At 72.9% G+C, this 26,861-nt stretch carries 23 protein-coding genes; 16 read left to right on the top strand and 7 right to left on the bottom strand.

What is annotated here, in order from left to right:
• Window positions 1-38 precede the first annotated feature (38 nt).
• The 7 genes from GA0070617_RS14580 (at window position 39) to GA0070617_RS14550 (ending at window position 8,281) form a co-directional block, all read left to right on the top strand.
• A complete protein-coding gene (locus GA0070617_RS14580) occupies window positions 39-1,832 on the top strand; it encodes a hypothetical protein (protein WP_229688369.1) in 1,794 nt (597 codons plus the stop codon).
• Window positions 1,833-1,939: 107 nt separating this feature from the next.
• On the top strand, window positions 1,940-3,031 hold the full coding sequence (locus GA0070617_RS14575; RefSeq protein WP_229688370.1) for an extracellular catalytic domain type 1 short-chain-length polyhydroxyalkanoate depolymerase: 1,092 nt from the start codon (window positions 1,940-1,942) through the stop codon (window positions 3,029-3,031).
• A gap of 49 nt (window positions 3,032-3,080) precedes the next feature.
• Window positions 3,081-4,316: an ABC transporter ATP-binding protein gene (locus tag GA0070617_RS31510; RefSeq protein WP_139135668.1), complete on the top strand. Its 1,236-nt coding sequence runs from the start codon at window positions 3,081-3,083 to the stop codon at window positions 4,314-4,316.
• Window positions 4,313-5,140, top strand: a complete 828-nt coding sequence (locus GA0070617_RS14565; protein ID WP_091437736.1) for an ABC transporter permease — start codon at window positions 4,313-4,315, stop codon at window positions 5,138-5,140. The genes GA0070617_RS31510 and GA0070617_RS14565 overlap by 4 nt, the downstream gene beginning before the upstream one ends.
• 47 nt (window positions 5,141-5,187) lie before the next feature.
• Complete coding sequence (locus tag GA0070617_RS14560) at window positions 5,188-6,063, top strand: 3'(2'),5'-bisphosphate nucleotidase CysQ (protein ID WP_229688371.1); 876 nt, start codon at window positions 5,188-5,190, stop codon at window positions 6,061-6,063.
• Entirely contained in the window at window positions 6,060-6,974 is a 915-nt protein-coding gene (gene cysD / locus GA0070617_RS14555) for a sulfate adenylyltransferase subunit CysD (RefSeq protein ID WP_175440539.1), read from the top strand. Before GA0070617_RS14560 ends, cysD begins: the two co-directional genes overlap by 4 nt.
• Window positions 6,974-8,281, top strand: a complete 1,308-nt coding sequence (locus GA0070617_RS14550) for a sulfate adenylyltransferase subunit 1 (protein ID WP_091437730.1) — start codon at window positions 6,974-6,976, stop codon at window positions 8,279-8,281. The genes cysD and GA0070617_RS14550 overlap by 1 nt, the downstream gene beginning before the upstream one ends.
• 141 nt (window positions 8,282-8,422) lie before the next feature.
• Here GA0070617_RS14550 and GA0070617_RS14545 read toward each other — a convergent pair whose 3' ends face one another.
• The 3 genes from GA0070617_RS14545 to GA0070617_RS14535 form a co-directional block, all read right to left on the bottom strand.
• A complete protein-coding gene (locus GA0070617_RS14545; RefSeq protein ID WP_091437727.1) occupies window positions 8,423-8,821 on the bottom strand; it encodes a DUF1622 domain-containing protein in 399 nt (132 codons plus the stop codon).
• Window positions 8,822-9,055: 234 nt separating this feature from the next.
• Window positions 9,056-10,144, bottom strand: coding sequence for a cellulose binding domain-containing protein (locus GA0070617_RS14540; RefSeq protein WP_091437724.1), 1,089 nt, complete (start codon window positions 10,142-10,144; stop codon window positions 9,056-9,058).
• 128 nt (window positions 10,145-10,272) lie between these two features.
• Window positions 10,273-12,897, bottom strand: coding sequence for a CHAT domain-containing protein (locus tag GA0070617_RS14535; protein ID WP_139135667.1), 2,625 nt, complete (start codon window positions 12,895-12,897; stop codon window positions 10,273-10,275).
• A gap of 204 nt (window positions 12,898-13,101) precedes the next feature.
• On the opposite strand from GA0070617_RS14535, the gene GA0070617_RS14530 reads away from it, so the two are divergent.
• The 3 genes from GA0070617_RS14530 to GA0070617_RS14520 are packed head-to-tail and all read left to right on the top strand — an operon-like array spanning window position 13,102 to window position 15,498.
• Window positions 13,102-14,394 carry a S8 family peptidase gene (locus GA0070617_RS14530; protein WP_229688632.1) on the top strand — a complete coding sequence of 431 codons (1,293 nt, stop codon included), beginning with the start codon at window positions 13,102-13,104 and terminating at the stop codon, window positions 14,392-14,394.
• Between the two features lie 29 nt (window positions 14,395-14,423).
• Window positions 14,424-15,059, top strand: coding sequence for an RNA polymerase sigma factor (locus tag GA0070617_RS14525; RefSeq protein WP_091437718.1), 636 nt, complete (start codon window positions 14,424-14,426; stop codon window positions 15,057-15,059).
• Window positions 15,034-15,498 (top strand): hypothetical protein, encoded by a 465-nt coding sequence (locus GA0070617_RS14520; RefSeq protein ID WP_091446411.1) that lies wholly within the window; start codon window positions 15,034-15,036, stop codon window positions 15,496-15,498. Before GA0070617_RS14525 ends, GA0070617_RS14520 begins: the two co-directional genes overlap by 26 nt.
• A gap of 61 nt (window positions 15,499-15,559) precedes the next feature.
• On the opposite strand, the gene GA0070617_RS14515 is transcribed toward GA0070617_RS14520, so the two are convergent.
• Window positions 15,560-16,633 carry a hypothetical protein gene (locus GA0070617_RS14515; protein WP_139135666.1) on the bottom strand — a complete coding sequence of 358 codons (1,074 nt, stop codon included), beginning with the start codon at window positions 16,631-16,633 and terminating at the stop codon, window positions 15,560-15,562.
• Between the two features lie 220 nt (window positions 16,634-16,853).
• Between GA0070617_RS14515 and GA0070617_RS14510 the strand changes: the two genes are divergently transcribed.
• Both GA0070617_RS14510 and GA0070617_RS14505 read left to right on the top strand, forming a co-directional pair.
• A complete protein-coding gene (locus tag GA0070617_RS14510) occupies window positions 16,854-18,044 on the top strand; it encodes a CaiB/BaiF CoA transferase family protein (protein ID WP_091437711.1) in 1,191 nt (396 codons plus the stop codon).
• Window positions 18,045-18,159: 115 nt separating this feature from the next.
• Window positions 18,160-18,480, top strand: a complete 321-nt coding sequence (locus GA0070617_RS14505; protein ID WP_091437708.1) for an amphi-Trp domain-containing protein — start codon at window positions 18,160-18,162, stop codon at window positions 18,478-18,480.
• Between the two features lie 133 nt (window positions 18,481-18,613).
• Here the strand turns inward: GA0070617_RS14505 and GA0070617_RS14500 are convergent, their stop codons facing one another.
• On the bottom strand, window positions 18,614-19,012 hold the full coding sequence (locus tag GA0070617_RS14500; RefSeq protein WP_091437704.1) for a hypothetical protein: 399 nt from the start codon (window positions 19,010-19,012) through the stop codon (window positions 18,614-18,616).
• An 86-nt stretch (window positions 19,013-19,098) separates the two neighbouring features.
• Here GA0070617_RS14500 and GA0070617_RS14495 point away from each other — a divergent pair, with 86 nt between their 5' ends.
• Window positions 19,099-19,719: an L-threonylcarbamoyladenylate synthase gene (locus tag GA0070617_RS14495; protein ID WP_091437701.1), complete on the top strand. Its 621-nt coding sequence runs from the start codon at window positions 19,099-19,101 to the stop codon at window positions 19,717-19,719.
• 82 nt (window positions 19,720-19,801) lie between these two features.
• On the opposite strand, the gene GA0070617_RS14490 is transcribed toward GA0070617_RS14495, so the two are convergent.
• Window positions 19,802-22,051 (bottom strand): catalase, encoded by a 2,250-nt coding sequence (locus tag GA0070617_RS14490; RefSeq protein WP_091446409.1) that lies wholly within the window; start codon window positions 22,049-22,051, stop codon window positions 19,802-19,804.
• A 194-nt stretch (window positions 22,052-22,245) separates the two neighbouring features.
• Here GA0070617_RS14490 and sthA point away from each other — a divergent pair, with 194 nt between their 5' ends.
• The 3 genes from sthA to GA0070617_RS14475 all read left to right on the top strand — a co-directional run bounded on the left by sthA (window position 22,246) and on the right by GA0070617_RS14475 (window position 26,142).
• Window positions 22,246-23,649, top strand: coding sequence for a Si-specific NAD(P)(+) transhydrogenase (sthA, locus tag GA0070617_RS14485; RefSeq protein ID WP_091437699.1), 1,404 nt, complete (start codon window positions 22,246-22,248; stop codon window positions 23,647-23,649).
• 187 nt (window positions 23,650-23,836) lie between these two features.
• Window positions 23,837-25,015, top strand: coding sequence for a pectate lyase (locus tag GA0070617_RS14480; RefSeq protein ID WP_139135665.1), 1,179 nt, complete (start codon window positions 23,837-23,839; stop codon window positions 25,013-25,015).
• A gap of 161 nt (window positions 25,016-25,176) precedes the next feature.
• Window positions 25,177-26,142, top strand: coding sequence for an SMP-30/gluconolactonase/LRE family protein (locus tag GA0070617_RS14475; protein ID WP_091437692.1), 966 nt, complete (start codon window positions 25,177-25,179; stop codon window positions 26,140-26,142).
• Here the strand turns inward: GA0070617_RS14475 and GA0070617_RS14470 are convergent.
• Complete coding sequence (locus tag GA0070617_RS14470; protein ID WP_091437689.1) at window positions 26,102-26,860, bottom strand: SDR family NAD(P)-dependent oxidoreductase; 759 nt, start codon at window positions 26,858-26,860, stop codon at window positions 26,102-26,104. The two genes, GA0070617_RS14475 and GA0070617_RS14470, sit on opposite strands and share 41 nt — an antisense overlap.
• Window position 26,861 lies beyond the last annotated feature (1 nt).

Genomic DNA, 26,861 nt, shown 5'->3' with positions numbered 1-26,861 from the left:
CCGGCGGCAACCTGTCTCCTGCGAACGAAAGGCAATAGGTGTTTCCACTTCGGATCCGATCCCGGCGGCTGTCGGCCGCCGTACTCGTGCTCGGGGTCGTCCTGGCGGCTCCCCCGGCGGCGCCGGCTTCGGCCGGTCCGGTCAACGGCCAACCGAGCACCCCGCAGGTGCTGGCCAAGGCGGCGCCGGACGAGTGTTTCGCCGGCATCGGGCAGCCGTACCCGGCCGGCCCGCCGTGCGCCACCGGACAGGCCAAGGTCAACCAGGCGTACCTGTGGGGGATGACCCGCGCCGGACGGAACCTGTTCTTCGGCACCGGGGCCAACGTCAACTGCCTCACCAGCGGACGGACCCTGCGCAACACCACGCCGGCGATCAACGCCGACTGGGTCTGCGAGTACGGCGAGAGCCAGATCGCCAAGCGCAACCCGCAGCTGCCGATCACCCTCGGTGACCACCGGATGCCCCGGCTGTTCAGCTACGACATCCGGACGAACCGGCTCACCGAGAAGACCGACCTGGTACGCAACGCCTCCTCCGACGACCTGAGCCGGTTGCAGACCACGGTCGGTATCCGGGCGGCCGGCAACTACGGCGGGGTGGCCCTGCTCGGCGGCCCGGCGCTGGGCGAGAGCATCAACCTGTTCGCCTTCGACACCGACACCGGGGCGTACCTGGGATCGCGCAACTTCCCCGCGTACGGCAACATCCGGCACTTCACCGTGGCCGACGGCGCGCTCTACGCCGGGGTGGGCGTGGGTGCGAACGGCGGCAACCGGGGTCACGTGCTGCGCTGGCTGGGCAGCAAGACCGACCCGTTCGCCTTCGCCGAGGTGGCGACCCTGCCGGCGCAGGCCGCCGACCTGACCGTCCACCAGGGGCGGATCTTCGTCACCACCTGGCCGGGCGGCACCGAGGAGCTGGCCGCGGCGACGCCCTCGACGCCGGTGCCGGCGAGCATCGCCTCGGTCTGGATGAGCCCGAAGCTCTCCACCGGCGCGCCGGGGCTGAACCCGGAGGACGCCGACGCCTGGCAGCAGGTCTGGAACGTCACCAGCTACGAACCGGACGCGGTGGTGGCCCGCAGCTACGGCCTGGGCGGGCTGGCCTCCTACGGCGGCTACCTGTACTGGGGCAGCATGCACGTGCCGCTGAAGGCCAGCACCCTGCACCTGAGCATCTACCCGCCGACCGACGAGGCGGGCATCCGGGCCACCGTGCAGAACACCCAACGGGCGATCAGCATCCACCGGGGCAAGGGCTTCGGCACCCGGACGCAGCAGGTCGAGCTGCTCTACGGGGCCTCGGAGCTGCCGGCGTACGACCCGGCCGCGAACGGCGGAGCGGGGGCGTGGTCGGTGGTGTCCAACGGGTTGACCCCGAAGTACGGGCCGGCCGGCTTCGGCAACCCGTACAACAACTACACCTGGAAGATGGCGGTGGCCGGCGGCAAGCTCTTCGTGGGCACCATGGACTGGAGCTACCTGGCCAAGGAGCTGGGCCAGGCCACGGCCGAGGAGCAGGGGCTCTCCCCGTCGGTCGGCGCGGCGATGGCCACCGCGCCGATGGTGGCCGCCACCTCGACCGACCCGCAGGTGCCCCCGGCGGTGTACGGCGGTGACCTGTACGCCTTCCCGGCGCCCGGCAAGCCGGCCACCACGGTCAGCGACGCCGGGGTGGGCAACTACCTGAACTACGGCGTGCGCAACATGGTCGTCGACGGCACCACCCTCTACCTGGGCATGGCGAACCCGATGAACCTGCGCACCGACCCGGACGACGACGTACCCGAGGGGGGTTGGGAGCTGATCCGGCTGCGCACCCTCTGGTGACCGGGCCCGCCGGCCCGGTGGCGTGACCCACCGGGCCGGCGGTCCTTGCCCGACCCTGGCGTGGTCCTGACCTGGCTCGAACAAAGCCCTGGGAAAGTGCCCATATGATGCCCTTTACTGTCCTTTCCTCCGGCGCGGTCACGTCGGCCGCCCACCGGTCCCGCCGGCCGCGGACGGCCGGGGTCGCCGCGACGCTCACTCTGCTGGTCGGGTTGGCCGCCGTCGGCGGCTGCACCCCGGGTCGCGACGACGCCCCCGAGGCCGCCGGCTCGTCGACCGGCGCCGGGTCCGCCGGACCGGCGGCACCCTCCGGGGCGGCCCCGGACGCCTCGGCGGTGCCCGTCGGCTCGTCGGCGCACACCATCGAGGTGGACCAGCGGCAACGCACCTACCGGCTGTACCGGCCCGGCTCGGCCGACCTGGGCGCCCCGGTCCCGCTGGTGGTGATGCTGCACGGCGCGGCCGGCACCGGCGAGCAGGCCGAGCAGGCGTACGGCTGGACCGGGCAGGCCGACCGGGACGGCTTCGTCGTCGCCTTCCCCGACGGGGTGCAGCGGGCCTGGGCGGCCGGACCGGGGTGCTGCGGCGCACCGGCCCGCGAGGGCGTGGACGACGTCCGGTTCGTCACCGAACTGGTCGACCGGATCGGCACCCAACTGCCGGTCGACCCGGCCCGCACCTACGTCACCGGGATCTCCAACGGTGGCCTGCTGGCGTACCGGCTGGCCTGCGACACCAGCATCTTCGCCGCGGTCGGCGCGGTGGCGACCACGCTGACCGGCCAGTGCCCGGACCCGGCACCGGTGTCGGTGCTGCACATCCACGGCCAGCAGGACAAGACCATGCCGTACGGCGGTGGCCCCGGCCGCCGGGACAACGGCGGCACCGGCCGCAACCCGGTACGCATCGACGGGCCACCCACCCCGGAGCTGGCAGCCCGCTGGCGTGGCGTCGACAGGTGCGCGAAGCCGACGACCACCACCGACGGGCCGGTCACCCGCACCACCGCGACCTGCCCCGACGGGCGGGCCGTCGAACTGGTCACCATCGCCGACGCCGGTCACCAGTGGCCCGGCGGCCGGCCGAACCCGCCCCGGGCGCAGCAGCTGCTCAACCTCGATCCCCCCTCGACCGCGCTGAACGCCACCGAAACCATCTGGCGGTTCTTCCACGACCATCCCAAACCCGCCGGCGGGTGACCGTCGGCACCGTCGGGGCGGCTGAGACCCCGGCAGCGAAGGAGACACGATGCCCAGCAGAGACGGCCCGGCCGTGGTCGAGGTCGACGACCTCGTCAAGCGCTACCCCCGCAGTGACACCAACGCCGTCGACGGGTTGTCCTTCCACGTCGCGCCGGGTGAGATCTTCGGGTTGTTCGGGCCGAACGGGGCCGGCAAGTCCACCACCGTGGGTGTCCTGACCACCCGGCTGCGGCCCACCGGTGGCCGGGTGGTCGTCGGCGGGGTCGACGTCGACCGGGATCCGGCCACCGCCCGCGCCCAGCTGGCCGTGGTGCCCCAGCACAACAACCTGGACCGGGCGCTGACCCCCCGGCAGAACCTGGTGCACCACGCCACGTACCACGGGGTCCCCCGGCGGCAGGCCCAGGCCCGCGCCGGGGAGCTGCTGGAACGTTTCGGGCTCACCGAGCGGGCCGACCGGCGGCTGGAGGCGTACTCCGGGGGGTTGGCGCAGCGGTTGATGATCGCCCGCGCGCTCACCCACGAGCCGGCGGTGCTCTTCCTGGACGAGCCGACGAACGCCCTGGACCCGCAGACCCGGCTGTTGATCTGGGGTCAGATCCGGCAGCTGCGGGAGCGGGGGGTGGCGATCGTGCTGACCACCCACGCGATGAACGAGGCGGCCCGGCTGGTCGACCGGGTCGGCATCGTCGACCACGGCCGGCTGCTCACCCTGGACACCCCGCAGAACCTGGTCCGGGGCCTGGCCGGCGACGCGATCCTCGACCTCACCGTCACCCCGGCCGCCGCCGACGACCCGGACTCGTTGCAGGCCGCCCTCGCCGCGCTGGACGGGGTACGCAAGTCGGAGCGGTTGGCGTTGCCCACCGGCGGGGGCGGCGGCCGGCCCGGCGCGAACCTGCCACCGGGCGTACGGCCGGGAAACCTGCCACCCGGGGTGCGGGCGGCCCTCGCCGCCCGCGCCGCAGCCGGCGGGGGCAAGGCGGGCCTGGCCGCGACCGGCGGGGGCGGGGACCTGGCGGGCCTGGCCGCGACCGGCGGGGGCCTGGCGGGCCGGGCCGGTGCCGGGCCGCTGGCGGCGCTGGCGAACGGGGCCCGGTCGGCACCGGACGGGCGGGGCCGGATCCGCATCCGCCTGCACCTGGCCGGCGATCCGGCGGCGCTGCTGGGTGCGGCGGTGACCGTGCTGACCGGACGGTCGGCGGCGCTCGCCGCCATCGACGTCGGCGAACCCAGCCTGGAGGACGTCTTCATCGAACTGACCGGAAGGGCGCCACGGTGACCGCTGTCGACACCCCGACCCCGCTGCGCACCGCGTGGCAGCCCCGACCCCGGCCACACCCGGCACGGGTCCTCGCCGCCCTGCTCCGTCGCGATCTGATGATCACCGGCCGGGAACTCTGGGTGATCCTGCTGCAGGTCGGGCTGACCCCGCTGTTCATGCTCTTCGTCTTCGACACCATCCTGGGCGCCCAGGGCATCGTCGGGCCCGGCTTCGCCGACCTCTTCCTGCCCGGCATCATCGCCCTGGCCGCCCTCACCACCGCGCTGCAGAGCGTGGCCCTGCCCCTGGTGAAGGAGTTCGGCTTCACCATGGAGATCGAGGACCGGCTGATGGCCCCGCTGCCCACCGGCCTGGTCGCGATCGGCAAGCTGGTGATCGCCACCATCCGGGGGCTGCTCGCGGCCGTCCTGGTGTACCCGCTCGGCGCCCTGGTGGTCGGCTCGGCCCCGTGGCGACCGGCCGGCCTGCCGACCGCCCTGCTGACGGCGCTGCTCGGGGCCTGGATCGGCGCGGCGATCGGAATGAGCCTGGCCACCACGCTGCCGGTGCAGCGGATCAACGTCACCTTCTCGGTGATCCTCACCCCGATCATCTGGACCGGCTGCATCCACTACCCGTGGCCACGACTGTCGTCGGTGCCCTGGTACCAGACCCTCACCGCCCTCAACCCCATGACGTACGTCTCGGAGGGGGTGCGCGGTGCGCTCCTGCCGGACGTGCCGCACCTGCCGGGCTGGCTCTGCCTGACCGTGCTGACCGGCACCGCGGTGGCGCTGACCTGGGTCAGCGTCCGCTGCTTCATCCGTCGGGCGGTCCAGTGACGACCGCCCGCCCCCGCCCCCGTCCCGTCGCCGAAGCCGAGGAGCCCGTGAACCCCACCGAATCCGACCCGGCGCTGGCCCGCCGGCTCGCCGCCCGCGCCGGCGAACTGCTGCTCTGGGTACGCGCCGCACACGGCCACGACGATCCGGCGACGCTGAAGGCCGCCGGTGACCGCGCCGCCCACGACTTCCTCCGCACCGAGCTGGCCAGGTGCCGCCCGGCCGACGCGGTCCTGTCCGAGGAGGACGTGAACTCCCGGACGGTGGCCACCGAAGCGGGCGGCCGGTTGACCGCCGACCGGGTGTGGATCATCGATCCGTTGGACGGTACCCGGGAGTTCTCCGAGGCGGGCCGGTCGGACTGGGCGGTGCACGTGGCGCTCTGGGCGCGCGACGCCCCGACCTCGCACCGTCTGGTCGCCGCCGCCGTGGGGCTGCCCGCGCAGCTGCGGGTGCTGACCACCCAGGACCGACCGGCCCGACCGGACCGCTCCGACCGGCGCGTCCGGTTGGCGGCCAGTCGGAGTCGGCCGCCGGCCTTCCTGACGGAGCTGGCGGCGGAGGTGGGTGCGGAGTTGGTGCCGATGGGGTCGGCGGGGGCGAAGATCGCGGCGGTGGTGACCGGTGAGGTGGACGCGTACATCCATGCGGGTGGCCAGTACGAGTGGGACTCGGCCGCGCCGGTGGCTGTGGCGACGGCCACCGGGCTGCACGCTTCCCGGATCGACGGATCTGCGCTGAAATACAACGAGGCCGATCCACGCCTGCCCGACCTGCTGGTCTGCCGCACGGATCTCGCCGGGCCGCTGCTGGCGGCCCTCCACCGGCACCTGTCCGGCACGGTGGCCAACCGCCGGCACCTGTCCGGCACGGTGGCCACGGCCGCGTCTGTCGTCCCCTCGTCCCGGAAGGAGCTCCGTTGAGCAGCGGATCGGCGGTGTACCAGGTCTCCCATCTCGATGCCCTGGAGGCGGAGAGCATCTTCGTGATGCGGGAGGTGGTGGCGGAGATGGCGCGGCCGGTGTTGTTGTTCTCCGGTGGTAAGGACTCGATCGTGATGTTGCGGTTGGCGCAGAAGGCGTTCGCGCCGGGGTCGGTGCCGTTTCCGGTGATGCACGTGGATACCGGGCACAACTTCGTCGAGGTGCTGGAGTACCGGGACGCGCGGGTGGCGGGGTTGGGGCTGCATCTGGTGGTGGCGTCGGTGCCGGAGGCCCTGGCCAGTGGTCTGGTGCGGGAGTCCGCGGACGGGATGCGGAACCGGTTGCAGACGCCTGTGTTGTTGGAGGCGGTGGAGAAGCACCGGTTCGACGCCCTGTTTGGTGGGGCGCGTCGGGATGAGGAGAAGGCGCGGGCGAAGGAGCGGGTGTTCTCGTTCCGGGACGAGTTCGGGCAGTGGGATCCGAAGAACCAGCGGCCGGAGTTGTGGTCGTTGTACAACGGTCGGCATCATCCGGGTGAGTCGATTCGGGTGTTTCCGTTGTCGAACTGGACCGAGTTGGATGTGTGGCACTACATCGGTCGGGAGGAGATCCCGTTGCCGTCGATCTACTTCGCGCACGACCGTGAGGTCATCGAGCGGGATGGCATGTTGTACGCGGTGAACGAGTTCATCCGCCCGCGTGCCGGTGAGGTCCCGTTCGTGGAGCGGGTCCGCTATCGGACGGTGGGGGACGCCTCGTGCACGGCGGCGGTGCGCTCTGATGCCGCTGATGTGGCGGCGGTGGTCGCCGAGGTGGCGGCGACGCGGATCACGGAGCGGGGGGCGACCCGGGGTGATGACCGGGTGAGTGAGGCCGCGATGGAGGACCGTAAGCGGGAGGGCTACTTCTGATGAGCACCGACACTGTGGGCGCCGGGGTGGCCACGTCCGAGGCGACGACGGCCGGTCGGCCGATGGACCTGTTGCGGTTCGCCACCGCGGGTAGTGTCGACGACGGTAAGTCGACGTTGATCGGCCGGCTGTTGTACGACACCAAGAGCCTGTTCACCGACCAGTTGGAAGCGGTCGAGGCGGTGTCGGCGGCGCGGGGTGACGAGTACACCAACCTCGCGTTGCTGACCGACGGGCTGCGGGCCGAGCGGGAGCAGGGCATCACGATCGACGTGGCGTACCGGTACTTCGCCACGCCGCGGCGGAAGTTCATCATCGCCGACACCCCGGGGCACATCCAGTACACCCGCAACATGGTCACCGGCGCGTCCACCGCCGACCTCGCGTTGATCCTGGTGGACGCCCGCAAGGGCCTGGTCGAGCAGTCGCGGCGGCACGCGTTCCTCTGCTCGCTGCTGCGGGTGCCGCACCTGGTGTTGTGTGTGAACAAGATGGACCTGGTCGACTACGACCAGGCCGTGTTCGACACGATCGCCGACGAGTTCACCGCGTTCGCCGCGAAACTCGACATCACCGACCTGACGATCGTTCCGGTCTCCGCCCTGGCCGGTGACAACATCGCCACCCGCTCGACCAACATGCCCTGGTACGAGGGCCCGGCGCTGCTGCACCACCTGGAACACGTGCACATCGCCTCCGACCGCAACCTCGTCGACGTCCGCTTCCCGGTGCAGTACGTCATCCGGCCGCAGTCGACCACCGTCACCGACTACCGGGGCTACGCCGGGCAGGTGGCCTCCGGGGTGCTCAAGCCCGGCGACGAGGTCATGGTCCTCCCGTCCGGGTTCACCTCCACCATCAGCGCGGTGGAAACCGCCGACGGACCGGTCGAGGAGGCCTACCCACCCATGTCGGTCACCGTCCGCCTGGCCAACGAGATCGACATCTCCCGCGGCGACCTGATCTGCCGGCCGCACAACGCCCCCACCCCCACCCAGGACATCGACGCGATGCTCTGCTGGATGGACGAGAGCCAGCCCCTGCGCGTCGGCGGGAAGTACGCCATCAAACACACCACCCGCACCGCCCGCACCATCATCCGGGCGTTGAACTACCGCCTGGACATCAACACCCTGCACCGCGACGAAACCGCCACCGAACTACGCCTCAACGACATCGGCCGGGTCCACCTACGCACCACCGTCCCCCTGCTGGCCGACGAGTACCGCCGCAACCGCACCACCGGCGGCTTCATCATCATCGACGAGTCCACCAACCGCACCATCGCCGCCGGCATGATCGTCTGAAAGGAGGGGCCCCTTCTTAACGATTACGGTCGAGAGGGGCACCCCACTCACACCCCCACGCGGGGCGGTGCCCATCGCACGGGGGCGGCGGGCTCCCGAGGCGGCGCTGGCCCAGCGGCACATCCCGATCCACACTGCGGCTCACCCACCACCGGGCGGTTCGGCGGGGACTGAGCTGGCCGACACGGTTGCCCCGGTGCGCCTCGGCTGCCACGGCCAGCGCCCCTCCAACTCGACCTCCAGGGAGAAGCTGAGGAACGTCCGGACCAGCACGATCAGGGCCAGCACTCCCACGCTGCGAAAGGACGGCGAGACGGCCACGGTCCGGATGATGTCACCGCCGACGAGAAGCTCCAGCCCGAGCAGGATCGCCCGACCCACCCCCTGCCGGTACTGGCGGTAGACCTCGGTCAACGTCCGGGTACGCCAGTAGCCGACCACGAAGACCACCGTGGCCAGGGCCACGCCGACGGCGATGACGAGGACCCCGGCGAGGTCGAGCAGGCCCCCGATCGCCTGCACGACCTCCTTCGTCGACACCGCCCACTCCTCGCCGCGTACCTGGTCTCCCGGTTTTCCGACCGGTGCGCACCCACCATCGCCGATCCGCGCGGCGCGCCTGGCGGGTTTCGGGTTTTCGGTCGGCCGGTCGCGCGGCCATCGAGGCCGCCGACGACCACGGACGCCCGCCGCCGACCACGGACGCCCACGCCCGCCGACGGCCGCGCCGCCGGACGGGTGCGTCGTCCGGCGGCGCGCTCGGGTGGCGTGGGTTCAGGAGGTGGTGCAGGTGCTGCCGTTGAGGGCGAAGGCCGACGGTCGGGCGGTGTTGCCGGTGTGGGTGGCCTGGAAGCCGAAGCTGACCGAGGCCCCCGGGGCGAGCGCGGCGTTGTAGGACACGTTGCGGGCGGTCACCGCGCCGCTGGTCGGGGCGATGGTGGCGTTCCAGCCGCTGCTGACGCTCTGCCCGGCCGGCAGGGTGAAGGCCAGGGCCCAGCCGTTGACCGCGGTGGCGCCGGTGTTGGTGACGGTCACCTCGGCGGTCAGGCCGCTGTTCCAGGCGTTCACCGCGTACCCGACCCGGCAGGCACCGGCCGACGGCGGCGTGGTCGGCGGCGGCGTGGACTTGGGTGGCGTGGGCGGTGGGGTGGTCGGCGGGGTGGTGCCGCCGATGCTGCCCGGCACCACGCGCAGGGCGTTGTGCCAGACGGCCGCCATCTTGTCGTAGCCGCCCAGGTTGGGGTGCACGCCGTCGGCCAGGTCGGCGAGCGTCAACGCGTTGTACATGTCGACCAGGTGCACCTTGCGGCCGGCGTTGACCTTGCTCTGCACGATGCCGGGGATCGCCGCGTTGAACGCCCGTACCTGGTTGTCCGCGCCGGAGCGGGGGACGATCGTCGCGACGAACACGTCGGCGGCGGGCGCGGTCGCGGTGATCTTGTCGATCAGGGCGGAGAGCCGGGCCGGGGCACCCGAGGTGTCGCCGTACATGTCGTTGGTGCCGATGTGCAGCAGCACCGTGCGGGGGGTCGTCGTGCGCAGCCAGTTCACCACGTTGGCGTCGATCTGGGCGATGGTCCACCCCGAGTGTCCCTCGTGGTTGCGGTCACCCAGGCTGCTCGGCCCGTTGACGAGCGAGCCGACGAAGTCGACCTGGTGGCCGCCGGCCACCAGCCGACGCCACAGCTCGATCCGGTAACCGCCGGGCACATTGAAGCCGTCGGTGATCGAGTCGCCAAGGGGCATCACCCGGACGCCGGTGTCCGCCTCGGCGTTCGCCGGGCCGATCGCGAACGCCAGGGCGGCGGCGACGACCGTCGCGACGGTCGCGGCAACACTCCAGCGGCTGCCTGCTCGTGACATGGATCCTCCCGGTGCTGGTACGCGAGGGTGGTAGACCGGGGTCCGAGTGGCCCGACCAGGCGGCACCCCACCCGGGTCAGCCTGTGAACGTTAACACATTTCATCGAGGAGTGCCGATCGATTTACTCTCAGCCCGCGCCGAAACAGACGAAGGCGGCGGCGGTGGCGTGCGCCGCTCCCCCACCCGACCCGGCCTCCAGGCGCGGCCCGTCGAAGGCGCGTTGCGCCTCGGCGAGCGCCAGGGCCGGCCCGGCACCGGCCCGCATCCGGCGGTGCAGGTCCAGCATCAGCGCGGTGGTCAGGTCGGCCGGCACCGGCAGGACGGTGGCGATCAGGCTCCGGGTGCCCAGGGCCAGCAGCACCGCGCTGAACCCCATCACCTCGTCGCCGGGGCGGACCCCGGCGAGGCCCGAGTCACACGCCGAGAGCACCACGCAGCCGGGTGGGCTGGTCAGCCGCTCCAGCTCGTAGGCGGTCAGCGGCCCGTCGGCCACCTCCAGGGTGGAGAAGAGCGGGTTGTCCGCCCGGAACCGGCCGTGCGCGGCGATGTGGGCCAGCCCCACGCCGTTCAACGCGTCGGTCACCACGTCCGCCGCGGCCGCCGCGCCGGTCAACGCCCGGGAGCCGGGCAGGACCGCGCCGAGCTGGCGTACCTCGGTCTCGGCGGCGGGCAGGCGTGGCCCGGCGACCAGCACCGGCGGCCCGGCGGGGGCGACCCGGCCGGCGGCGCGCAGCCAGGCCGTCGCCGAGGGCGCCACGGTCACCGGCCGGCCCGCGCAGGTCGGCAAACCCGACCACGGTACGGCGTGCAGGTCGCCGATCGGCACGATCACCAGCGGACGGTCGGCGAGCCGGGAGCGCACCGGGTCGAAGAGCTGCCGGTCCAGGGCGGTGGCGAGATGGTCGACCCGGGCCCGGGCGTCGGCGTGGTCCCCGGTGGTGACCAGCCGGCGGAGGCCGAACCGGTGCAGCCGGGCCAGCCGTACCGCCTCGGCCAGGGGGCCGAGATCGTGCAGCGTCGCCCGCCCGTCGCGGACCAGCACCGCGCGCAGCCGGGGCCCGTGCGCGACCAGCTCCAGCAGGACGGCGTCGCCGAGGGCGGTGGCGAGGGCGCGCACCCCCGGTGGTGTCACCAGCGGCCCACCACCGGCCGCGCTCCGGGCAAGTTCCCGGATGCGCTGCTCCAGCCGGGCCTGCCGGCGGCGCAGCGCCTGCACCGGGTGGCCGGTGAGCAGCGCGTCCTCCAGCGCGGTGCTGACCATCCGCAGCTCGGCCAGGGCGCTGGCCAGCGCCGGATCCGACGGTGGGGAGACCGGCCGCATCCGCAGGGCGTTGGCGCGCCAGCGTTCGGCCCAGGCCAGCACCCGCGCCGGGGCGGCGCTGCGCACCGCGATGTCCAACCCCTCGGCGGCCAACTCCCGGCCGTACGCGCCGCTGTGGGTGCGCAGCTCGGTCGCACCGAGCGAGGCACGGTGCCCGTCCAGCACCGCCAGTCCCCGGCGCAGGGCCCGCGCCGCGCCCGGCTCGTCGCCGTCGAGCCGGCGACGCAGCGCCAGGGCGTACCACCCCTGGGCCCGGTGCGGCGCGGTGCCCCGGCGACGGGCGGTGGCGGCCACGGTCAGCAGGTGTGCCGCGCGCCGGTCCCGGCCCAACGTGGCGGCGAGGCGGGCGGCCTCGATCCGGGTGGTGAGCGCCGGTCCCGGCCAGCCGGTCGCGTCGAGCAGACCGGCGGTACGCACCATCGCGGCGAACAACGCCGGCGTGCGGACCCCCTGGGCGTACCCGGCCCGGAGTTCGACGTGTCGGGCGAAGGTCGCCCAGGTGCGGCGCCCCTGCCGGCGGAACCGGGTGCGGGCGGCCACCGCGGCGTCGGTGGCGGTCGCCAGGTCCCCGGCCAGCAGCGCCGCGCGGGCCCGGGCCAGCAGCGCCTCGGCGAGGTCGGAGGCCATGCCACGACGGCGCAGCTCGGCCACGGCGGTGGTGGCCACCTCGACCGCCTCGTCGATCAGCGGCACCGACAGCAGCAGCTCGAAGCGGTCCAGCAGCAACGCCGGCCGGGGCACGGCGAGCCGGCGGTACTCGGCGTCGACGGTGGCGAAGCAGCGCAGCGCGCCCGCCACGTCGCCGCGTTGTCCGGCGGCGATGCCGCTGTTCCACCGGGCGTCAGCGGCGGCCAGATCCAACCCGAGCCGCCCGAAGACGGTGGCGGCCCGGTGCAGGTCGTCGATGCTGCGGCCCGGACCACGGTGGGCGTTGAGCAGGCCACGGTTGTTGCGGGCGCGGGCCTCCAGCAGCAGGTCGCCCTCGCGTTGGGCGATGTCCACCGCGACGTCGTAGTCCCGCAGCGCCTCGTCGAAGTGTCCCCGGTAGTGCAGCACCACGCCGCGCTGCATCCGGGCCCGCCCGGCGTCGGCACCGGTCAACATGGGCAGGGCCAGGGTGACCGCGCGCAGGGCGGCGACGGTGCGGCCGGCGTTGGCCAGCACGTACCCCAGGCTCATCCGGGCCAACGCCCGCAGCCGCGGGTCGTCGGTGGCCCGGACCGCGCGGCGCAGGTGGCGCAGCGCGCCGGGAAGGTCGTTGAGTTCCCGCAGGGCCAGCCCGATGGCGCGTTCGGCGGTCGACCGCTCGTGGGTGTCCGACGTGGCCCCGAGCACCGCGCGGGCGATGGTGAGCGCCTCGTGGGGGTACCGCTGGACGGCGTCCAGGGCGGACTGCGCCGGGCCGATGCCGGATCGGTTGCGGTCGGCCATGCCATGCAGAATCCCCGACCCCGTACCACCGGTCAATCCGTCGGTGACCCGACACTCCGATGACGATTGATGACCGACAATTGACCGAGGGTCACGCCGGGAGATAGCCTCCCTGCGCGGAGAGCGCAAACGTGGCTTCCCCCGCTGTCGTCGGCCGCGCATCTTCCACCACCTGGAGGGCTTGTGTCGCCTGACTGTTCCGGCGTGCCGCATCCGCCGGGTCGACTCTCCCGACGCCAGGTGGTCAGGTGGTCCGCGCTGGCCGCCGCCGCGCTGCCCCTCGGGATGGCCGCCCGGCCGCGCCCGGCGCACGCCGCCGACCAGACGCCGGAGAGCTACCAGCGGGCCTTCGCCGAGGCCGTCGCGGCGGACAAGACGGTCCGCCGGCACACCGTGGCCGGGCGGGAGTTCCTCTACCGGCCCCGGCAGCTGCTGGTCGCCCGCCAGGACCTCGCCCGGGTGACGGCCCGGCTGCGCGCCCTGGGACACCAGGTGACCGAGGGCAGCGGGTTCGCCGGGGTCGGCCGGTTGCTCTTCGCCCGGGAGACCGAGATCCCGTCGGTGGTGAGCCAGCTGCGCGACCCGAAACAGTGGCCCGGTCAGCCGGTCCCCCAGGTGCAGCCGCACCACGTGCTGGTCGGATTCGGCAACATCATGGGCAACCCGGGAGCCCCGCCACGGGCCGCCGCCGCCCTACCGGCGCCGGACCCGGCCCGCCTCGGTGAGGGCGCCGGGGTGACGGTGGGCGTCTGCGACACCGGCATCTGGGCCTCCGCCGGCACCGCCCACCCGCAGTGGTTGGGCGGCAGCTACCTGCCGGAACCCGACGACATCGACCCGCTGTACGTCAGCGCCGGACTGCTGGCGTTGCAGGGTGGCCACGGCACCTTCGTGGCCGGCCTGGTCCGGCAGGCCGCCCCCGGGGTCCGCTTCGACCCGGAGGCCGCGCTAAATGCCACCGGCGTCGGCGACGAGGAGAGCCTGGTGGCCGCCGTCGGTCGGCTCGACCCGCAGGTGAGTGTGGTCAACCTGTCGCTGGGCTACTTCACCCAGGACGACCAGCCACCGTTGCCGCTTGTCAACCTCCTCGCCGGGCTGCCCCGCCGGGTCGCCGTGGTGGCGGCGGCGGGCAACGCCGGCAGTGCCCGCCCGGCCTGGCCCGCCGCGTCGCCCCGGGTGCTGGCCGTGGCGGCGGTGGCCGAGGGCCCCGACGGGTTGCTGCCCGCCGACTACAGCGGCCACGGCCCCTGGGTGGACGCCTGCGCGGTGGGCGACCGGGTCAGCACCTACGTCGACGGGGAGCTGCGGTTGCCCGGTCAGCCGGGCCTGCTGTTCGCCGGCTTCGCCGCGTGGGCCGGTACGTCGTTCGCCACCGCCCACGTCTCCGGCCGGCTCGCCGCCCTGATGACCAGCACCGGACTGGATGCCGAGGCGGCTCGGGCCGCCCTCGTCGCCGGAGCGCGCTGGCATCCCGACTACGGGGTGCTGGTCGGTTGAGGGCCGTCGACGACGGCCGGGTGCCACCCGTGCGTGAGCCCGTCGAGCTGGTCACCGCCGCCGCCGCCGGCGACGAGAGCGCCTGGGCGGAGCTGGTACGCCGGTACACGCCGCTGGTGCTGTCGGTGATCCGGGCGCACGGGCTCGACCGGGCCGATGCCGCCGACGTCAACCAGACCGTCTGGTTGCGCCTGGTGGAGCAGCTCGACCGGTTGCGCGAGCCCGCCGCGTTACCGGCCTGGCTGGTGACCACCACCCGCCGGGAGTGTCACCGGCAGGTCCGGATCGGCCGGCGCAGTCAACCCTTCGACCCGTACGACGACTCGGCGCAGGGCCCGGCCGGCGCCTTCCTGCTGGCCGACGCGAGCAGCCCGGACGAGGACCTGCTGCGCGCCGAACGGCAGCAGGCGCTCCGGGACGCCTTCGACCAACTGCCTACCCGGTGCCGGGAACTGCTCGCCCTGCTCGCCGCCGACCCGCCGGCCAGCTACCGGGAGATCGGCGAGCGCCTCGACATGCCGGTCGGCAGTGTCGGGCCCACCCAGGCCCGGTGCCTGGCCAAGTTGCGCAACTGCCCGGCACTGGCCCAGTACGTCCGAGCCGTGGCGGGCCGGGCTCCTGCGACCGGAGGTGAACGCGATGGAGCAGTGGCCGCCCGCCGCTGACGACGCCCTGCTTGCCGAGTTGGGTGCGGCGCTGCTGGACTCCGGGCCGGTCTCGGAGGAGTTCCTCAACACCGCGTTGGCGGCGTTCAGCTGGCGTACGGTCGACGCCGAGCTGGCGCTGGCCGAGCTCATCTTCGACTCGGCCTGCGACCGGGAGTCGGCTGGTCTGTTGCGCTCCGGCGGCACCGACCGGACGTTGACCTTCCGCAGCGGCGAGGTGGTCATCGAGATCGAGGTGACCGCCACCGGCATCGTCGGTCAGCTCAGCCCGATCGGTCTGGGCCGGGTCAGTGCCCGCACCACCGCCGGCCGGTACGAGAACGTACCGACCGACTCGATGGGGTACTTCTCGATGGATTCGCTACCCGCCGGGCCGGTGCAGTTCCGGGCCCGTACCGGCGGACACACGGTGGTCACCTCCTGGGTCAGCCTGCGCTGAGACAGCAGGAGACGGAGGTCGCGGGATCCCGGCCGCGACCTCCGTCCCTCCCCCTCGTGGACTAGCCGGCCCGCTGGCCCACCGTGATGTCGTAACGCACGCCGCCCAGGTCGGCCCGTTCGGCGCCGCTGGTGTCCGGACCGATCTGGGTCACCCGTAGGGCGATCTTCTCCTTGGTCACCGTGGTGGCGCTGAAGCTGAGCGAGAAGGCGATCCGCTCCTTCGGCTCCAGCGTCAGGTTGTCCAGGCTGGCCTGGCCCGGTTCGACGATCTCCACCTGGTTACGTCCCACCTCACGGATGCCCTTGCCGGCCCGGCCACCCTTGACCCAGCGCTCGAAGAGCGTCGGCCCGAGGTCGGCCACCAGTCGGCCACCGGCGACCCGCAGCGGTGCGCCGACCTCGCTGAAGACCAGGCTGTTGCGGGTCGCCCGGGGCAGCGTGTTGCCGATCGCGAAGGGCCGCACCTGCGCCGTGCCACCCGCGCCCAGCGCCACCGAGTTGACGTTGCGCCAGGTGACGTTGTTGTTGTTGCGGGTGTTGACGCCGATGTCCGGGCCCTCGGCGACCATCGGGTCGTTGTCGGAGACCCAGCGCGCCACCAGGCAGAAGTGGCCCGGCCCCGGCACGTCGTCCCACGGCAGGACGACCGTGGTGACCCCGGCGGGGACCGAGACAGCCGTCCAGACGATCTCCGTCCAGTCGCCCGGCCAGGCCCCGCCCCCACCCGGGGTGGTCCGGTAGACGTGGATGGTGCCCTCCTCCGTCTGACCCGAGCCGTACGGGCCGGGGTTGCGCAGTTTGACGAAGATGTAGTTCGTTACGCCCACGATCGGGTTCTGGCTGGTCGCGCACTCGACCGCGGTGGGGCAGACCTTGATGTCGGCGCTCTCCCACAACGGGTTCAGGGCGTGCGGCTGGAGGCCGACGTCGGCCGGGGTGTCCTTCAGGTAGACGTCGGCGGTGGCGAGGGTGCCGGGCCGGTCGGCGGCGGCGAGGGTGCCGGGCCGGTCGGCGGCCGGGCGCAGCGCCGGCACCGCACCGGCCGAGGTGACCGACAGCAGCGTCGCCAACGCCGCGCCGGTGAGCATGACGAACACGGAGCGACGTGCTCGGCGCGTCAGACGTGTGGACACATTTTCCTCCCGAGGTCGGGCGTCCGCAGCCTCCGCTGGTGGTGGCGGTGCGGATGGACACCCTTACGGAGACACATCGACGCCATCTGATACCACTACGGCCAGCCGGTGTTGTCAGATGGCGGAAGTCCGGCAGGAAACCCACCAAAGTCGTCACCCGTGCGGAGCCTGGTCACTGCGCCGAGGTGACAGCCCGGCAGCGGCCGGTGAAGCTGGAGTCATGTCGCCGGACGCCGGGCACCACCGCACCACGGACCGCCACGACCGGGGCTGCTCCCCACCCCGTCCGGGGGCGACCGGCCCGCTGGCCGGGGTACGGGTGGTGGAGTTGGCCAGCCTGGCACCGGCGCCGTTCGGCTGCATGGTCCTGGCCGACCTCGGCGCCGACGTGGTCCGGGTCGACCGTCCCGGTGGCCCGGTTGTGGGCCGGTTGACCCCCGGGGCCACCGGACCGGTGCAGCGCGGTCGACGTGCCGTCGTGCTCGACCTGAAGTCCCCGGCCGGCGTGGCGGACCTGCTGCGCCTGGTGGAGCGCGCCGACGTGCTGGTCGAGGCGTACCGGCCGGGGGTCGCCGAACGGCTCGGCCTCGGCCCGCGGGTCTGCCGGGACCGCAACCCCCGGCTGGTGTACGCCCGGATGACCGGCTGGGGCCAGGACGGGCCGCTGGCGACCCGGGCCGGTCACGACATCGACTACATCGCGGTGGCCGGCGCGCTGGAGCCGTTGGGGCGGGCCGGCGACCGCCCGTACGCCCCGGCGAACCTGCTCGGTGACTTCGCCGGCGGCGGAATGCTGCTGGTCACCGGGGTGCTGGCCGCGCTGCTGGAGCGGGAACGCTCCGGGGTGGGGCAGGTGGTCGACGTCGCGATGGTCGACGGTTCGGCGCTGCTCACCACGTTCCTGCACGGGCTGGTCGACGCGGGCCAGTGGTCGGCGCCACGCGGGCACAACCTGCTCGACGGGGGCGCGCCCTTCTACGACACGTACCGCACCGCCGACGACCGGTTCGTGGCGGTGGGCGCGCTGGAGCCGGCCTTCTACGCCGCGTTGCTCACCGGGCTCGGCCTGGCCGACGCCGCCGACCTGCCCGACCAGTACGACCGCGCCGGCTGGCCGGAGTTGCGCCGCCGGTTCGCCGAGCGCTTCGCCGCGCGTACCCGGGACGAGTGGACCGGGGTCTTCGCCGATTCGGACGCCTGCGTCGCGCCGGTGCTCACGCCCACCGAGGCGCACCGGCACCCGCACAACGCCGCCCGACACACCTTCGTCGAGGTCGGCGGCGTCCGCCAGCCCGCCCCGGCGCCCCGGTTCGACCGGACCCCGACGGCGACGCCCCGGCCGGCGCCGGATCCCGCCCGGGACCGGGTGGGGTTATCTGCCGTCCTGGCGGGGTGGCCGGCGCGACGGTGAATCCCGACGTCGGCGACGTCGCGGTGGTGAATCCCGACGGCGGCGACGTCGCGGTGGTGAGTGCCGACGGCAGCCCGGGACCGGCCCGATGATCTCGGGATGAGAGCATTCCGGAATGGATATCTACGAGGACGCCCGGACCGTGTCCCGGGCGGATCTGGCCGCCTGGCTGCGTCAGGTGGCGAGCCAGTTGGAGAGCACCGGTCAGATCTTCTACGGCGCTGCCGGCACGATCGCCGTGGCCGACGAGGTGCACTGCGAGCTGGAGATCGAGCAGGAGGACGAGGACGAGTTCTCGGTCGAGATCGAGTTCTCCTGGGCACGCCCGAAGACCGCCGACCCGGCCACCGTCGAGGCGACCGGCCCCACCGCCGAGGTGACCGCTCCCCGGGCGGCCGAGGCGGAGCCGGCGGCGGAGAACTCCGGCGCGGAGTAGGGCGGCGCGGACCGCGTGCGGCGACCTCGGCGGCGCGGCGGGCACCCCGACGGCCCCGGGTCGCCGCGACCCCCTCGCTCGGCGGCCACGGGCCGGTGCGGGCGACGCCGACCGGCGGCACCGCTGGCCACCGTCAGCGCAGGCGGCGGCGACCGCTGAGCCAGTCCCGGGCCGCCCGGGTGCTCAGCGCGAAGACCACCCAGGCCAGCAGGCCCAGGCCGACGATCGTGATCGCGCCGAACAGCCCGAGCGAGGCGGTCGCCAGCAGGATCGTCACCACGTACGTCGGGTACGCCGCCCATCGTCGCCGGCCGGCCAGGGCGACCGTCACCAGTGTGCTGGCCCCGGCCATCGCGGCGAAGAACCCGGCGGCACCGAGTGAGCCGTCCTCGGCCACCAGCCGGTGCACCGTCGCGAGTGCGAACAGCAGGGCCAGCAGCGCGAAGATCAGCACGGTGGCCTGTACGGTGCCGGGCATCGGGGGATGCTGGAGCAGGCCCGGGTCGGAGCGGCGGTTGATGCGTACGACCATGCGGACAACGATGGGCTTCTACCCGCACCGTCGGGCGGGCACTGTCGGGAAGTTGACACCGCACGGGTCGGCCTAAGCTTCCGACCATGGCGAAGTACCTCGACGTGCACCCGGACAACCCGCAGCCCCGGCTGATCGGTCAGGCGGTCGACCTGATCCGCCGGGACGGCCTGATCACCTACCCGACCGACTCGTGCTTCGCGCTGGGCTGCCAGGTGGGCAACAAGGACGGCATGGACCGGATCCGGGAGATCCGCCACCTCGACAGCGGCCACCACTTCACCCTGGTGTGCCGCGACTTCGCGCAACTGGGCCAGTTCGTGCACCTGGGCAACGCGGTGTTCCGGGCCGTGAAGGCGGCCACCCCGGGCAGCTACACCTTCATCCTCCCGGCGACCCGGGAGGTGCCGCGTCGGCTGCTGCACCCGCGGAAGAAGACCGTCGGCGTCCGCATCCCCGCGCACACCGTCGCCCAGGCGTTGCTGGCCGAGCTGGGCGAGCCGCTGCTGTCGAGCACCCTGCTGCTGCCCGGCGACCCCGAGCCGATGACCCAGGGCTGGGAGATCAAGGAACGCCTCGACCATGTGGTCGACGCGGTGGTCGACTCCGGTGACTGTGGCACCGAGCCGACCACGGTGATCGACTTCTCCGACGGCGAGCCCGAGATCGTCCGGGTCGGCGCTGGCGACCCGAGCCGCTTCGCCTGACCCGTCCCGCGCCCGTCGGCGGCCCGCCCCCACCGGGGCCGCCCGCGCGACGGTGCGCGAGGGCGGCCCCGGTGGGTGGAACTCAGCCGAGCGAGGTGGGGAACCGCTGCCACACCCGGTGCGCGGCGAGCAGCTGCTGCACCTCGGCGAGCACCTCCGGAGCGGAGTCGCCCGTGACGACGCCGGGCGTGCCGGTCAGCCCCGCCTGCTCCAGCACGGCGGCACCGGTCCCCCATGCGCCGATCGCCTTGGCGTGCCGCCAGGCCTCCTGGACCAGTAGCAGGACCCGGGGATCCACGGTGACCGAGCTGGCCGCGCCCGCCTTGGCGTCCCGGGCGGCCAACGCGTCCGGCGCCGGTGGCGGTGCCGCCGCCACCAGGACCACGTCGAACTCGACCGACCGGGCGGTGGCGAAGGTCCGCTGCACCGGCAGCTCCCCCAGCTTCCCGCCGTGCGGGGCGATCAGCAGCGGCACCATGTCGGCGGCGAAGACCGCCCGCCGGACCTCGCTGACCCCGTCGAGGTCGCTGTCGCCGTCGACGACGATCCCGACCAGCCGACCGTCGGCCGGCCACTCCCGGCCGACCTGCGACAACGCCGGGCTTGGCGCGACGTCGGCCAGCGGCTCGGTGGGCTGCGGCGCGGGCAGGCCCAGCCCGGCGGCGACCTGGGCGCAGAGCACCGGGTCGATGTTGGCCAGGCACTGCAGCTGGCGCTCCTTGATCGCCTGGTGGTAGCACTTGGCCAGCTCGAAGGTGTAGGCGCGGACGATGTGCTCCTGCTCCACCAGCGACATGCTCAGCCAGAACAGGCGGGCCTGGCTGAAGTGGTCGTCGAAGGAGGCCGGGTTCGCCCGTACCTTGGGGGCCTGGGCCACCGTCACCGGCACGTCGAGGAACGCGTGTTCGGCGTCGCCGGCCGGGAAGGGGTTGCCCCCGTCGAGCGAGTTCGGCCGGTACGGCGCGACCCCGGCGTGCACGGCATGCTGGTGGAAACCGTCGCGCAGCATGTCGTTGACCGCCGCGTGCGGGCGGTTGATCGGGATCTGCGAGAAGTTCGGCCCGCCGAGGCGGGTCAGCTGCGTGTCGACGTAGGAGAAGAGTCGGCCCTGCAGCAGCGGGTCGTTGGTGACGTCGATGCCCGGCGGCAGGTGCCCCAGGTGGAACGCCACCTGCTCGGTCTCGGCGAAGAAGTTCGTCGGCGTACGGTTCAGCACCAGCCGGCCGACCGGCTGCACCGGGGCCAGCTCCTCCGGCACGATCTTCGTCGGGTCGAGCAGGTCGATGCCGGCGAAGGTCTCCTCCTCGGTGTCCGGGAAGACCTGGATGCCCAGCTCCCACTCCGGGTACGCGCCGGCCTCGATGGCGTCGTAGAGGTCTCGCCGGTGGAAGTCCGGGTCGATGCCGTTGATCAGCTGCGCCTCCTCCCAGTCCAGGGAGTGCACGCCGAGGCGGGGCTTCCAGTGGAACTTGGCAAGCACCGTCTCACCGGCGGCGTTGATCAGGCGGAAGGTGTGGACCCCGAAGCCCTCCATCGTCCGGTACGACCGCGGGATGCCCCGGTCGGACATGTTCCACATGGTGTGGTGCTGCGCCTCGGTGTGCAGGGAGACGAAGTCCCAGAAGGTGTCGTGCGCGCTCTGCGCCTGCGGGATCTCCCGGTCCGGGTGTGGCTTGCCGGCGTGGATGATGTCGGGGAACTTGATGGCGTCCTGGATGAAGAAGACCGGCATGTTGTTGCCGACCAGGTCGAAGGTTCCCTCCTCGGTGTAGAACTTGGTGGCGAAGCCCCGGGTGTCGCGCACCGTGTCGGCCGAGCCTCGCGAGCCCAGGACGGTGGAGAACCGGACGAAGACGTCGGTCTCGTGGTCCTTGGCCAGGAAGCCGGCCCGGGTGACCGCCGTGGCGGTGCCGTACGCCTTGAACACGCCGTGTGCCCCCGCGCCGCGGGCGTGCACGACCCGCTCCGGGATGCGCTCGTGGTCGAAGTGGGTGATCTTCTCGCGGAAGTGGTGGTCCTGGAGCAGCGTCGGTCCGCGTGGCCCGGCCTTCAGCGAGTGGTCGGTGTCGCGCAGCCGCGCCCCCTGCGCGGTGGTGAGGTACGCGCCCTGCTGGCCCTTGGCGACCGCCGGGACCCCGGTGGGCGCGCCGGTCGGGGTGACGGTCTCGGGGGACCCCTGCTCCTTCTTCGGGGGCAACGGCTCGCGGGGCGTCGTCGGCTCCTCAAGCGTCGGAGGCGCACTGCCCGGAGCACCGGGAATGTCCGGGGTCAGCACGTCGACGACCTTCTCCACGGCGTCCTTGACCACCTTGGCGGGCTTACGGGAATCCATCTGGACGGGTACCTCCATGCGATCGCTGCCGGGCACTGCTGGTGGCTACGGCCACTGCCCCACCCGCTACCCTGGTCAACGCGAGCGAAACAGACTGGTTGTCCGACCTATGTCGTGGTTGTCCCGCCGGTGCCGTGGTGTGACGCCGACCGCTCCACTGGCGCGAGTGGCCGCATCTTGCGAGGCTGTCGGGCGTGTATGACTACGACCTGTTGGTGCTGGGCTCCGGACCCAGTGGTCAGAAGGCGGCGATCGCCGCCGCCAAGCTCGGCCGGCGGGTCGGCATCGTCGACCGCCGCGACATGCTCGGTGGGGTGTGCATCAACACCGGCACCGTGCCCTCCAAGACGCTGCGCGAGGCCGTGCTCTACCTGACCGGCCTGAGCCAACGCGACCTGTACGGCAGCAGCTACCGGGTGAAGGACGAGATCACCGTCGGTGACCTGGCCGCCCGGACCCAGCACGTGATCAGCCGGCAGACCGACGTCATCCGGAACCAGTTGGCCCGCAACCGGGTCTCGATGATCACCGGTACCGGCCGGTTCGCCGACGACCACACCATCCTGGTCGACGGCGACTCCGGCCGCGAGTCCCGGGTGACCTTCGACAAGGCGATCATCGCCGCCGGCACCCGCCCGGCCCGCCCGGACAGCGTCGACTTCGACGACCGGACCATCGTCGACTCCGACGGCGTGATCAACCTGCAGGCCGTGCCGCGCAGCATGGTCGTGGTGGGCGCCGGGGTGATCGGGATGGAGTACGCCTCCATGTTCGCCGCCCTCGGCACCAAGGTCACCGTGGTGGAGCGGCGGGACAAGATGCTCGACTTCTGCGACGAGGAGGTCGTCGAGTCCCTCAAGTACCACCTGCGCGACCTCTCCGTGACGTTCCGCTTCGGCGAGGAGGTCGCCTCGGTCGAGAAGCACCAGACGGCGGCCCTGTGCGTGCTCAAGAGCGGCAAGAAGATCGTCGCGGACACCGTGATGTACTCCGCCGGCCGCCAGGGACAGACCGACGACCTGGCCCTGGAGTCGGCCGGCCTGGAGGCCGACCGGCGCGGCCGGATCACGGTGGACGCCAACTACCGCACCAGTGTGGCGAACATCTACGCCGTCGGCGACGTGATCGGCTTTCCCGCACTGGCCTCCACCTCGATGGAGCAGGGCCGGCTGGCCGCCCAGCACGCCTGCGGCGAGCCGGTCCGCGAAATGCACGAGCTGCAGCCGATCGGCATCTACACCATCCCCGAGATCAGCTTCGTCGGCCGGACCGAGGAGCAGCTGACGGAGAGCTCGACGCCGTTCGAGGTGGGCATCGCCCGCTACCGGGAGCTGGCCCGGGGCCAGATCGTCGGTGACTCGTACGGGCTGCTGAAGCTGCTCGTCTCGCCCAGCGACGGCCGGCTGCTCGGCGTACACGTCTTCGGCACCGGCGCCACCGAGATCGTGCACATCGGACAGGCGGTGATGGGCTGCGGCGGCACCATCGACTACCTGGTCGACGCGGTCTTCAACTACCCGACCCTGGCCGAGGCGTACAAGGTGGCGGCCCTGGACGCGGCGAACAAGATCCGCAACATCACCCGCATCGACGGCTGATCCCGCGACGGGCCATTGCAACGATCATCGATATGTTGTTCGCTGGGAAAGCGCTTGTCCGGGCCGGCGGCGCAGGTCCCGTCTCCGACGGGCGTCCGGGCACGGTCCAGGTCCCGCCGCGTCGGTGTCCGTCGGGCAGCGGATGCCGGGACGGCCCGTGGGCCCCTCCCAGCAGCAGGAGAACAACATGCGACACAGCCGGCGCCACCGGGCGCTGCTCATCCTCACCACGACAACAGCCACCCTGGCCGCCGCCGGCGTGGTGGCCACGGCGGGCACCGCCCAGGCAGCCGTCGGCTGCCGGGTCACCTACACGGTCGCCTCGCAGTGGTCCGGCGGCTTCGGTGCCAACGTCACCCTCACCAACGTCGGCGACCCGCTCACCTCGTGGACGGTCACCTGGTCGTTCACCGCCGGCCAGACGGTCGTGCAGGCCTGGAACGCCACCGTCACCCAGAGCGGCAGCACGGTCCGGGCCGCCAGCGAGAGCTACAACGGCAACCTCGCCACCAACGCCTCGACCTCGTTCGGCTTCAACGGCAGCTGGAACAACACCAGCAACCCGGCACCGACCAGCTTCGCGGTCAACGGCGTGACCTGCACCGGCGGCACCAACCCGACCGCACCGCCCACCACGCCACCGACCACTCCGCCCTTCACCCCACCGCCGACCAACCCGCCGTCGACCGGTGCCTGGCCCACCCCCACCGGTCAGGTGAACGTCAACGGCACGATCGAGGTCTCCGGCACGCTCGACGGCGGGCTGCGCCGCTACTGCTGCATCGGCGACGGCAGTCAGGAGGAGAGCCAGGACCCGATGTTCCGGCTCGCCGCCGGGGCCACCCTGCAGAACGTCATCATCGGCGCGCCCGCCGGTGACGGCGTGCACTGCGCCGGGCCGTGCACGCTGCGCAACGTGTGGTGGGAGGACGTGGGCGAGGACGCCGCCACCTTCCGGGGCAGCGGCTCACCCACCTTCCTGGTCGACGGCGGCGGCGCCCGCAGCGCCAGCGACAAGGTCTTCCAACACAACGGCCCGGGTACGTTGACCGTCCAGAACTTCCAGGCCACCAACTTCGGCACCTTCTACCGCTCCTGCGGCAACTGCTCCACCCAGCACCGGCGCAACGTCGTCCTGCGCAACATCACGTTGACCCGCCCGGGCAACACCGTGGCCGGCATCAACGTGAACTACGGCGACACCGCCCGGTTCTCCCAGATCACCATCGTCAACGACGCCAGCCGGTCGATGGTGATCTGCCGCAAGTACAACGGCAACAACAGCGGCAACGAGCCCACCCAGGTCGGCACCGGCGCCGACGGCACCAACTGCCTCTACTCCTCCGCCGACCTCAGCTACCGCTGACCGGACGACCGGGAACCCGTGCGGGCCGCCACAGGCCCACGCGGGTTCCCCTCCGGGGAGGTGTCGGGATCAGCCGGCGCACGGTGGAGTGGAAAACTACTCACCGCCGAGGGGGCATCCGCCCCGGCCCGGCTCGACCACCGACGAAGGAGCCAGACAGCGTGACCGGATCCGTACGGATGCTCACCGAGCCGGTGGCGCACCATGGCGAGGGCCCGATCTGGGACGACCGGCTGGACCGACTCGTCTGGGTCGACATGCTCGCCGGGCGGGTGCTGCTCACCGACCTGACCGGCCGGACCACCGCGGTCGAGGTCCCCGATCCGGTGGCCGCGTTCGTCCGGCCGATCGCCGGCGCGGCCGACCACCTGGTGGTCGGTGAGCGCACCCTCTGGCGGGTGGACCTGACCGCCGGTGCCGACCCGGACCGGACCGGGCCGGTCGGGACCGGCACGGTCGGCACCGGGACCGGCACGGTCGGGGCGGGGCACCCCGAGCGGGTCGGGGAGCTGCCGCTGGCCGACGGGGTACGCAGCAACGACGGCGGGTGTGCCCCGGACGGCACCCTCTTCGTCGGGACGATGGCCTACGACACCGCGCCGGGGCGGGGCGACGTGTTCGTCCTGCGCGCGGACGGCCGCATCGAGGTGGCGTTGGCCGGCACCACGGTCAGCAACGGCCAGCAGTTCCTCGACGACCGGCGGGTGCTCTTCGTCGACTCCCCCACCGGGCTGCTGCGCGAGTACCGCCGGGGGGCCGACGATCGCTGGACCGCACCCCGGGAGGTGGCCGCCTGCGCGCCGGGCAGCCCCGACGGGATGTGCGTGGACGCCGACGGCGGCGTCTGGGTCGCGCTCTTCGACGGCGCGATGGTGCGTCGGTGGTCCCGCGACGGCGAGCTGACCGACGAGATCGCCCTGCCGGTACGCCGGCCGACAAGTGTCGCGCTCGGCGGACCGGACCGGCGGACCCTCTTCGTCACCACCAGCGCGTTGGGCCGGGAACCGGGCGGCGACCCGGCGGCCGGTGCGCTCTTCGTGGTGGACGTGGAGGTGCCGGGGGTGCCGGTGCACCCCTGGCGGCCGGTCAGCGTGGTGCCATCCGGAGCGCGCCGTCGAGACGGATGACCTCGCCGTTGAGGTAGTCGTTGCCGATGATGGCCAACACCAGGTCGGCGTACTCCCCGGTGGTGCCGAAGCGGCTGGGGAACGGTACGCCGGCGGCGAGGCCGTCCCGGTACTCCTGTGACACGGTCTCCATCATCGGGGTCTGCATGATGCCCGGCGCGACGGTCATCACCCGGATGCCGTGCGGGGCGAGGTCCCGGGCGGCCGGCAGGGTCAGCGCGAGCACCCCGCCCTTGGACGAGGCGTACGCGGCCTGGCCGATCTGACCCTCGTAGCCGGCTACCGAGGCGGTGTTGACGATGACCCCCCGCTGACCGTGCCGGTCCGGCGCGGTCCGGGCGATCGCCTCGGCCGCCAGGGTCAGCACGGTGAAGGTGCCGATCAGGTTGACCCGCACCACGGTGGCGTACAGGTCGAGGTCGTGGCTGCCGCGCTTGCCGAGGATCCGCTGCGACGGCGCGATCCCGGCGCAGTTGACCACGGTCCGCAGCGGGTCGTCGCCGGCTGCCGCGTCGGCGACCGCCGCCCGGACCGCCGCCGCGTCGGTGACGTCGACCTCGACGTACCGCACGCCGGGTGGGGCCTCGGCGGCGGCGACGGCGGGTCCGAGGTCGAAGCCGTGGACGGTGGCGCCCCGGGCGGCCAGGGCCGCGGCGGTGGCCGCGCCGAGGCCGGAGGCGGCGCCGGTGACGATGGCGACGGTACGGGCGAGGTCCATC

This window comes from Micromonospora yangpuensis (assembly GCF_900091615.1).
In the GTDB taxonomy this organism is placed as follows: domain Bacteria; phylum Actinomycetota; class Actinomycetes; order Mycobacteriales; family Micromonosporaceae; genus Micromonospora; species Micromonospora yangpuensis.
Note: the sequence above shows the minus strand (reverse complement) of the source record. Positions and strands in the feature narration are given on the sequence as shown.

Bases quoted from the DNA above. Each gene is read 5' to 3' on its own strand.
- GA0070617_RS14575 (WP_229688370.1), top strand. From the start codon at position 1,940: ATGCCCTTTACTGTCCTTTCCTCCGGCGCGGTCACGTCGGCCGCCCAC.
- GA0070617_RS31510 (WP_139135668.1), top strand. From the start codon at position 3,081: ATGCCCAGCAGAGACGGCCCGGCCGTGGTCGAGGTCGACGACCTCGTC.
- GA0070617_RS14550 (WP_091437730.1), top strand. From the start codon at position 6,974: ATGAGCACCGACACTGTGGGCGCCGGGGTGGCCACGTCCGAGGCGACG.
- GA0070617_RS14540 (WP_091437724.1), bottom strand. From the start codon at position 10,144: ATGTCACGAGCAGGCAGCCGCTGGAGTGTTGCCGCGACCGTCGCGACG.
- GA0070617_RS14535 (WP_139135667.1), bottom strand. From the start codon at position 12,897: ATGGCCGACCGCAACCGATCCGGCATCGGCCCGGCGCAGTCCGCCCTG.
- GA0070617_RS14520 (WP_091446411.1), top strand. From the start codon at position 15,034: ATGGAGCAGTGGCCGCCCGCCGCTGACGACGCCCTGCTTGCCGAGTTG.
- GA0070617_RS14510 (WP_091437711.1), top strand. From the start codon at position 16,854: ATGTCGCCGGACGCCGGGCACCACCGCACCACGGACCGCCACGACCGG.
- GA0070617_RS14505 (WP_091437708.1), top strand. From the start codon at position 18,160: ATGGATATCTACGAGGACGCCCGGACCGTGTCCCGGGCGGATCTGGCC.
- GA0070617_RS14500 (WP_091437704.1), bottom strand. From the start codon at position 19,012: ATGGTCGTACGCATCAACCGCCGCTCCGACCCGGGCCTGCTCCAGCAT.
- GA0070617_RS14495 (WP_091437701.1), top strand. From the start codon at position 19,099: ATGGCGAAGTACCTCGACGTGCACCCGGACAACCCGCAGCCCCGGCTG.
- GA0070617_RS14490 (WP_091446409.1), bottom strand. From the start codon at position 22,051: ATGGATTCCCGTAAGCCCGCCAAGGTGGTCAAGGACGCCGTGGAGAAG.
- GA0070617_RS14480 (WP_139135665.1), top strand. From the start codon at position 23,837: ATGCGACACAGCCGGCGCCACCGGGCGCTGCTCATCCTCACCACGACA.
- GA0070617_RS14470 (WP_091437689.1), bottom strand. From the start codon at position 26,860: ATGGACCTCGCCCGTACCGTCGCCATCGTCACCGGCGCCGCCTCCGGC.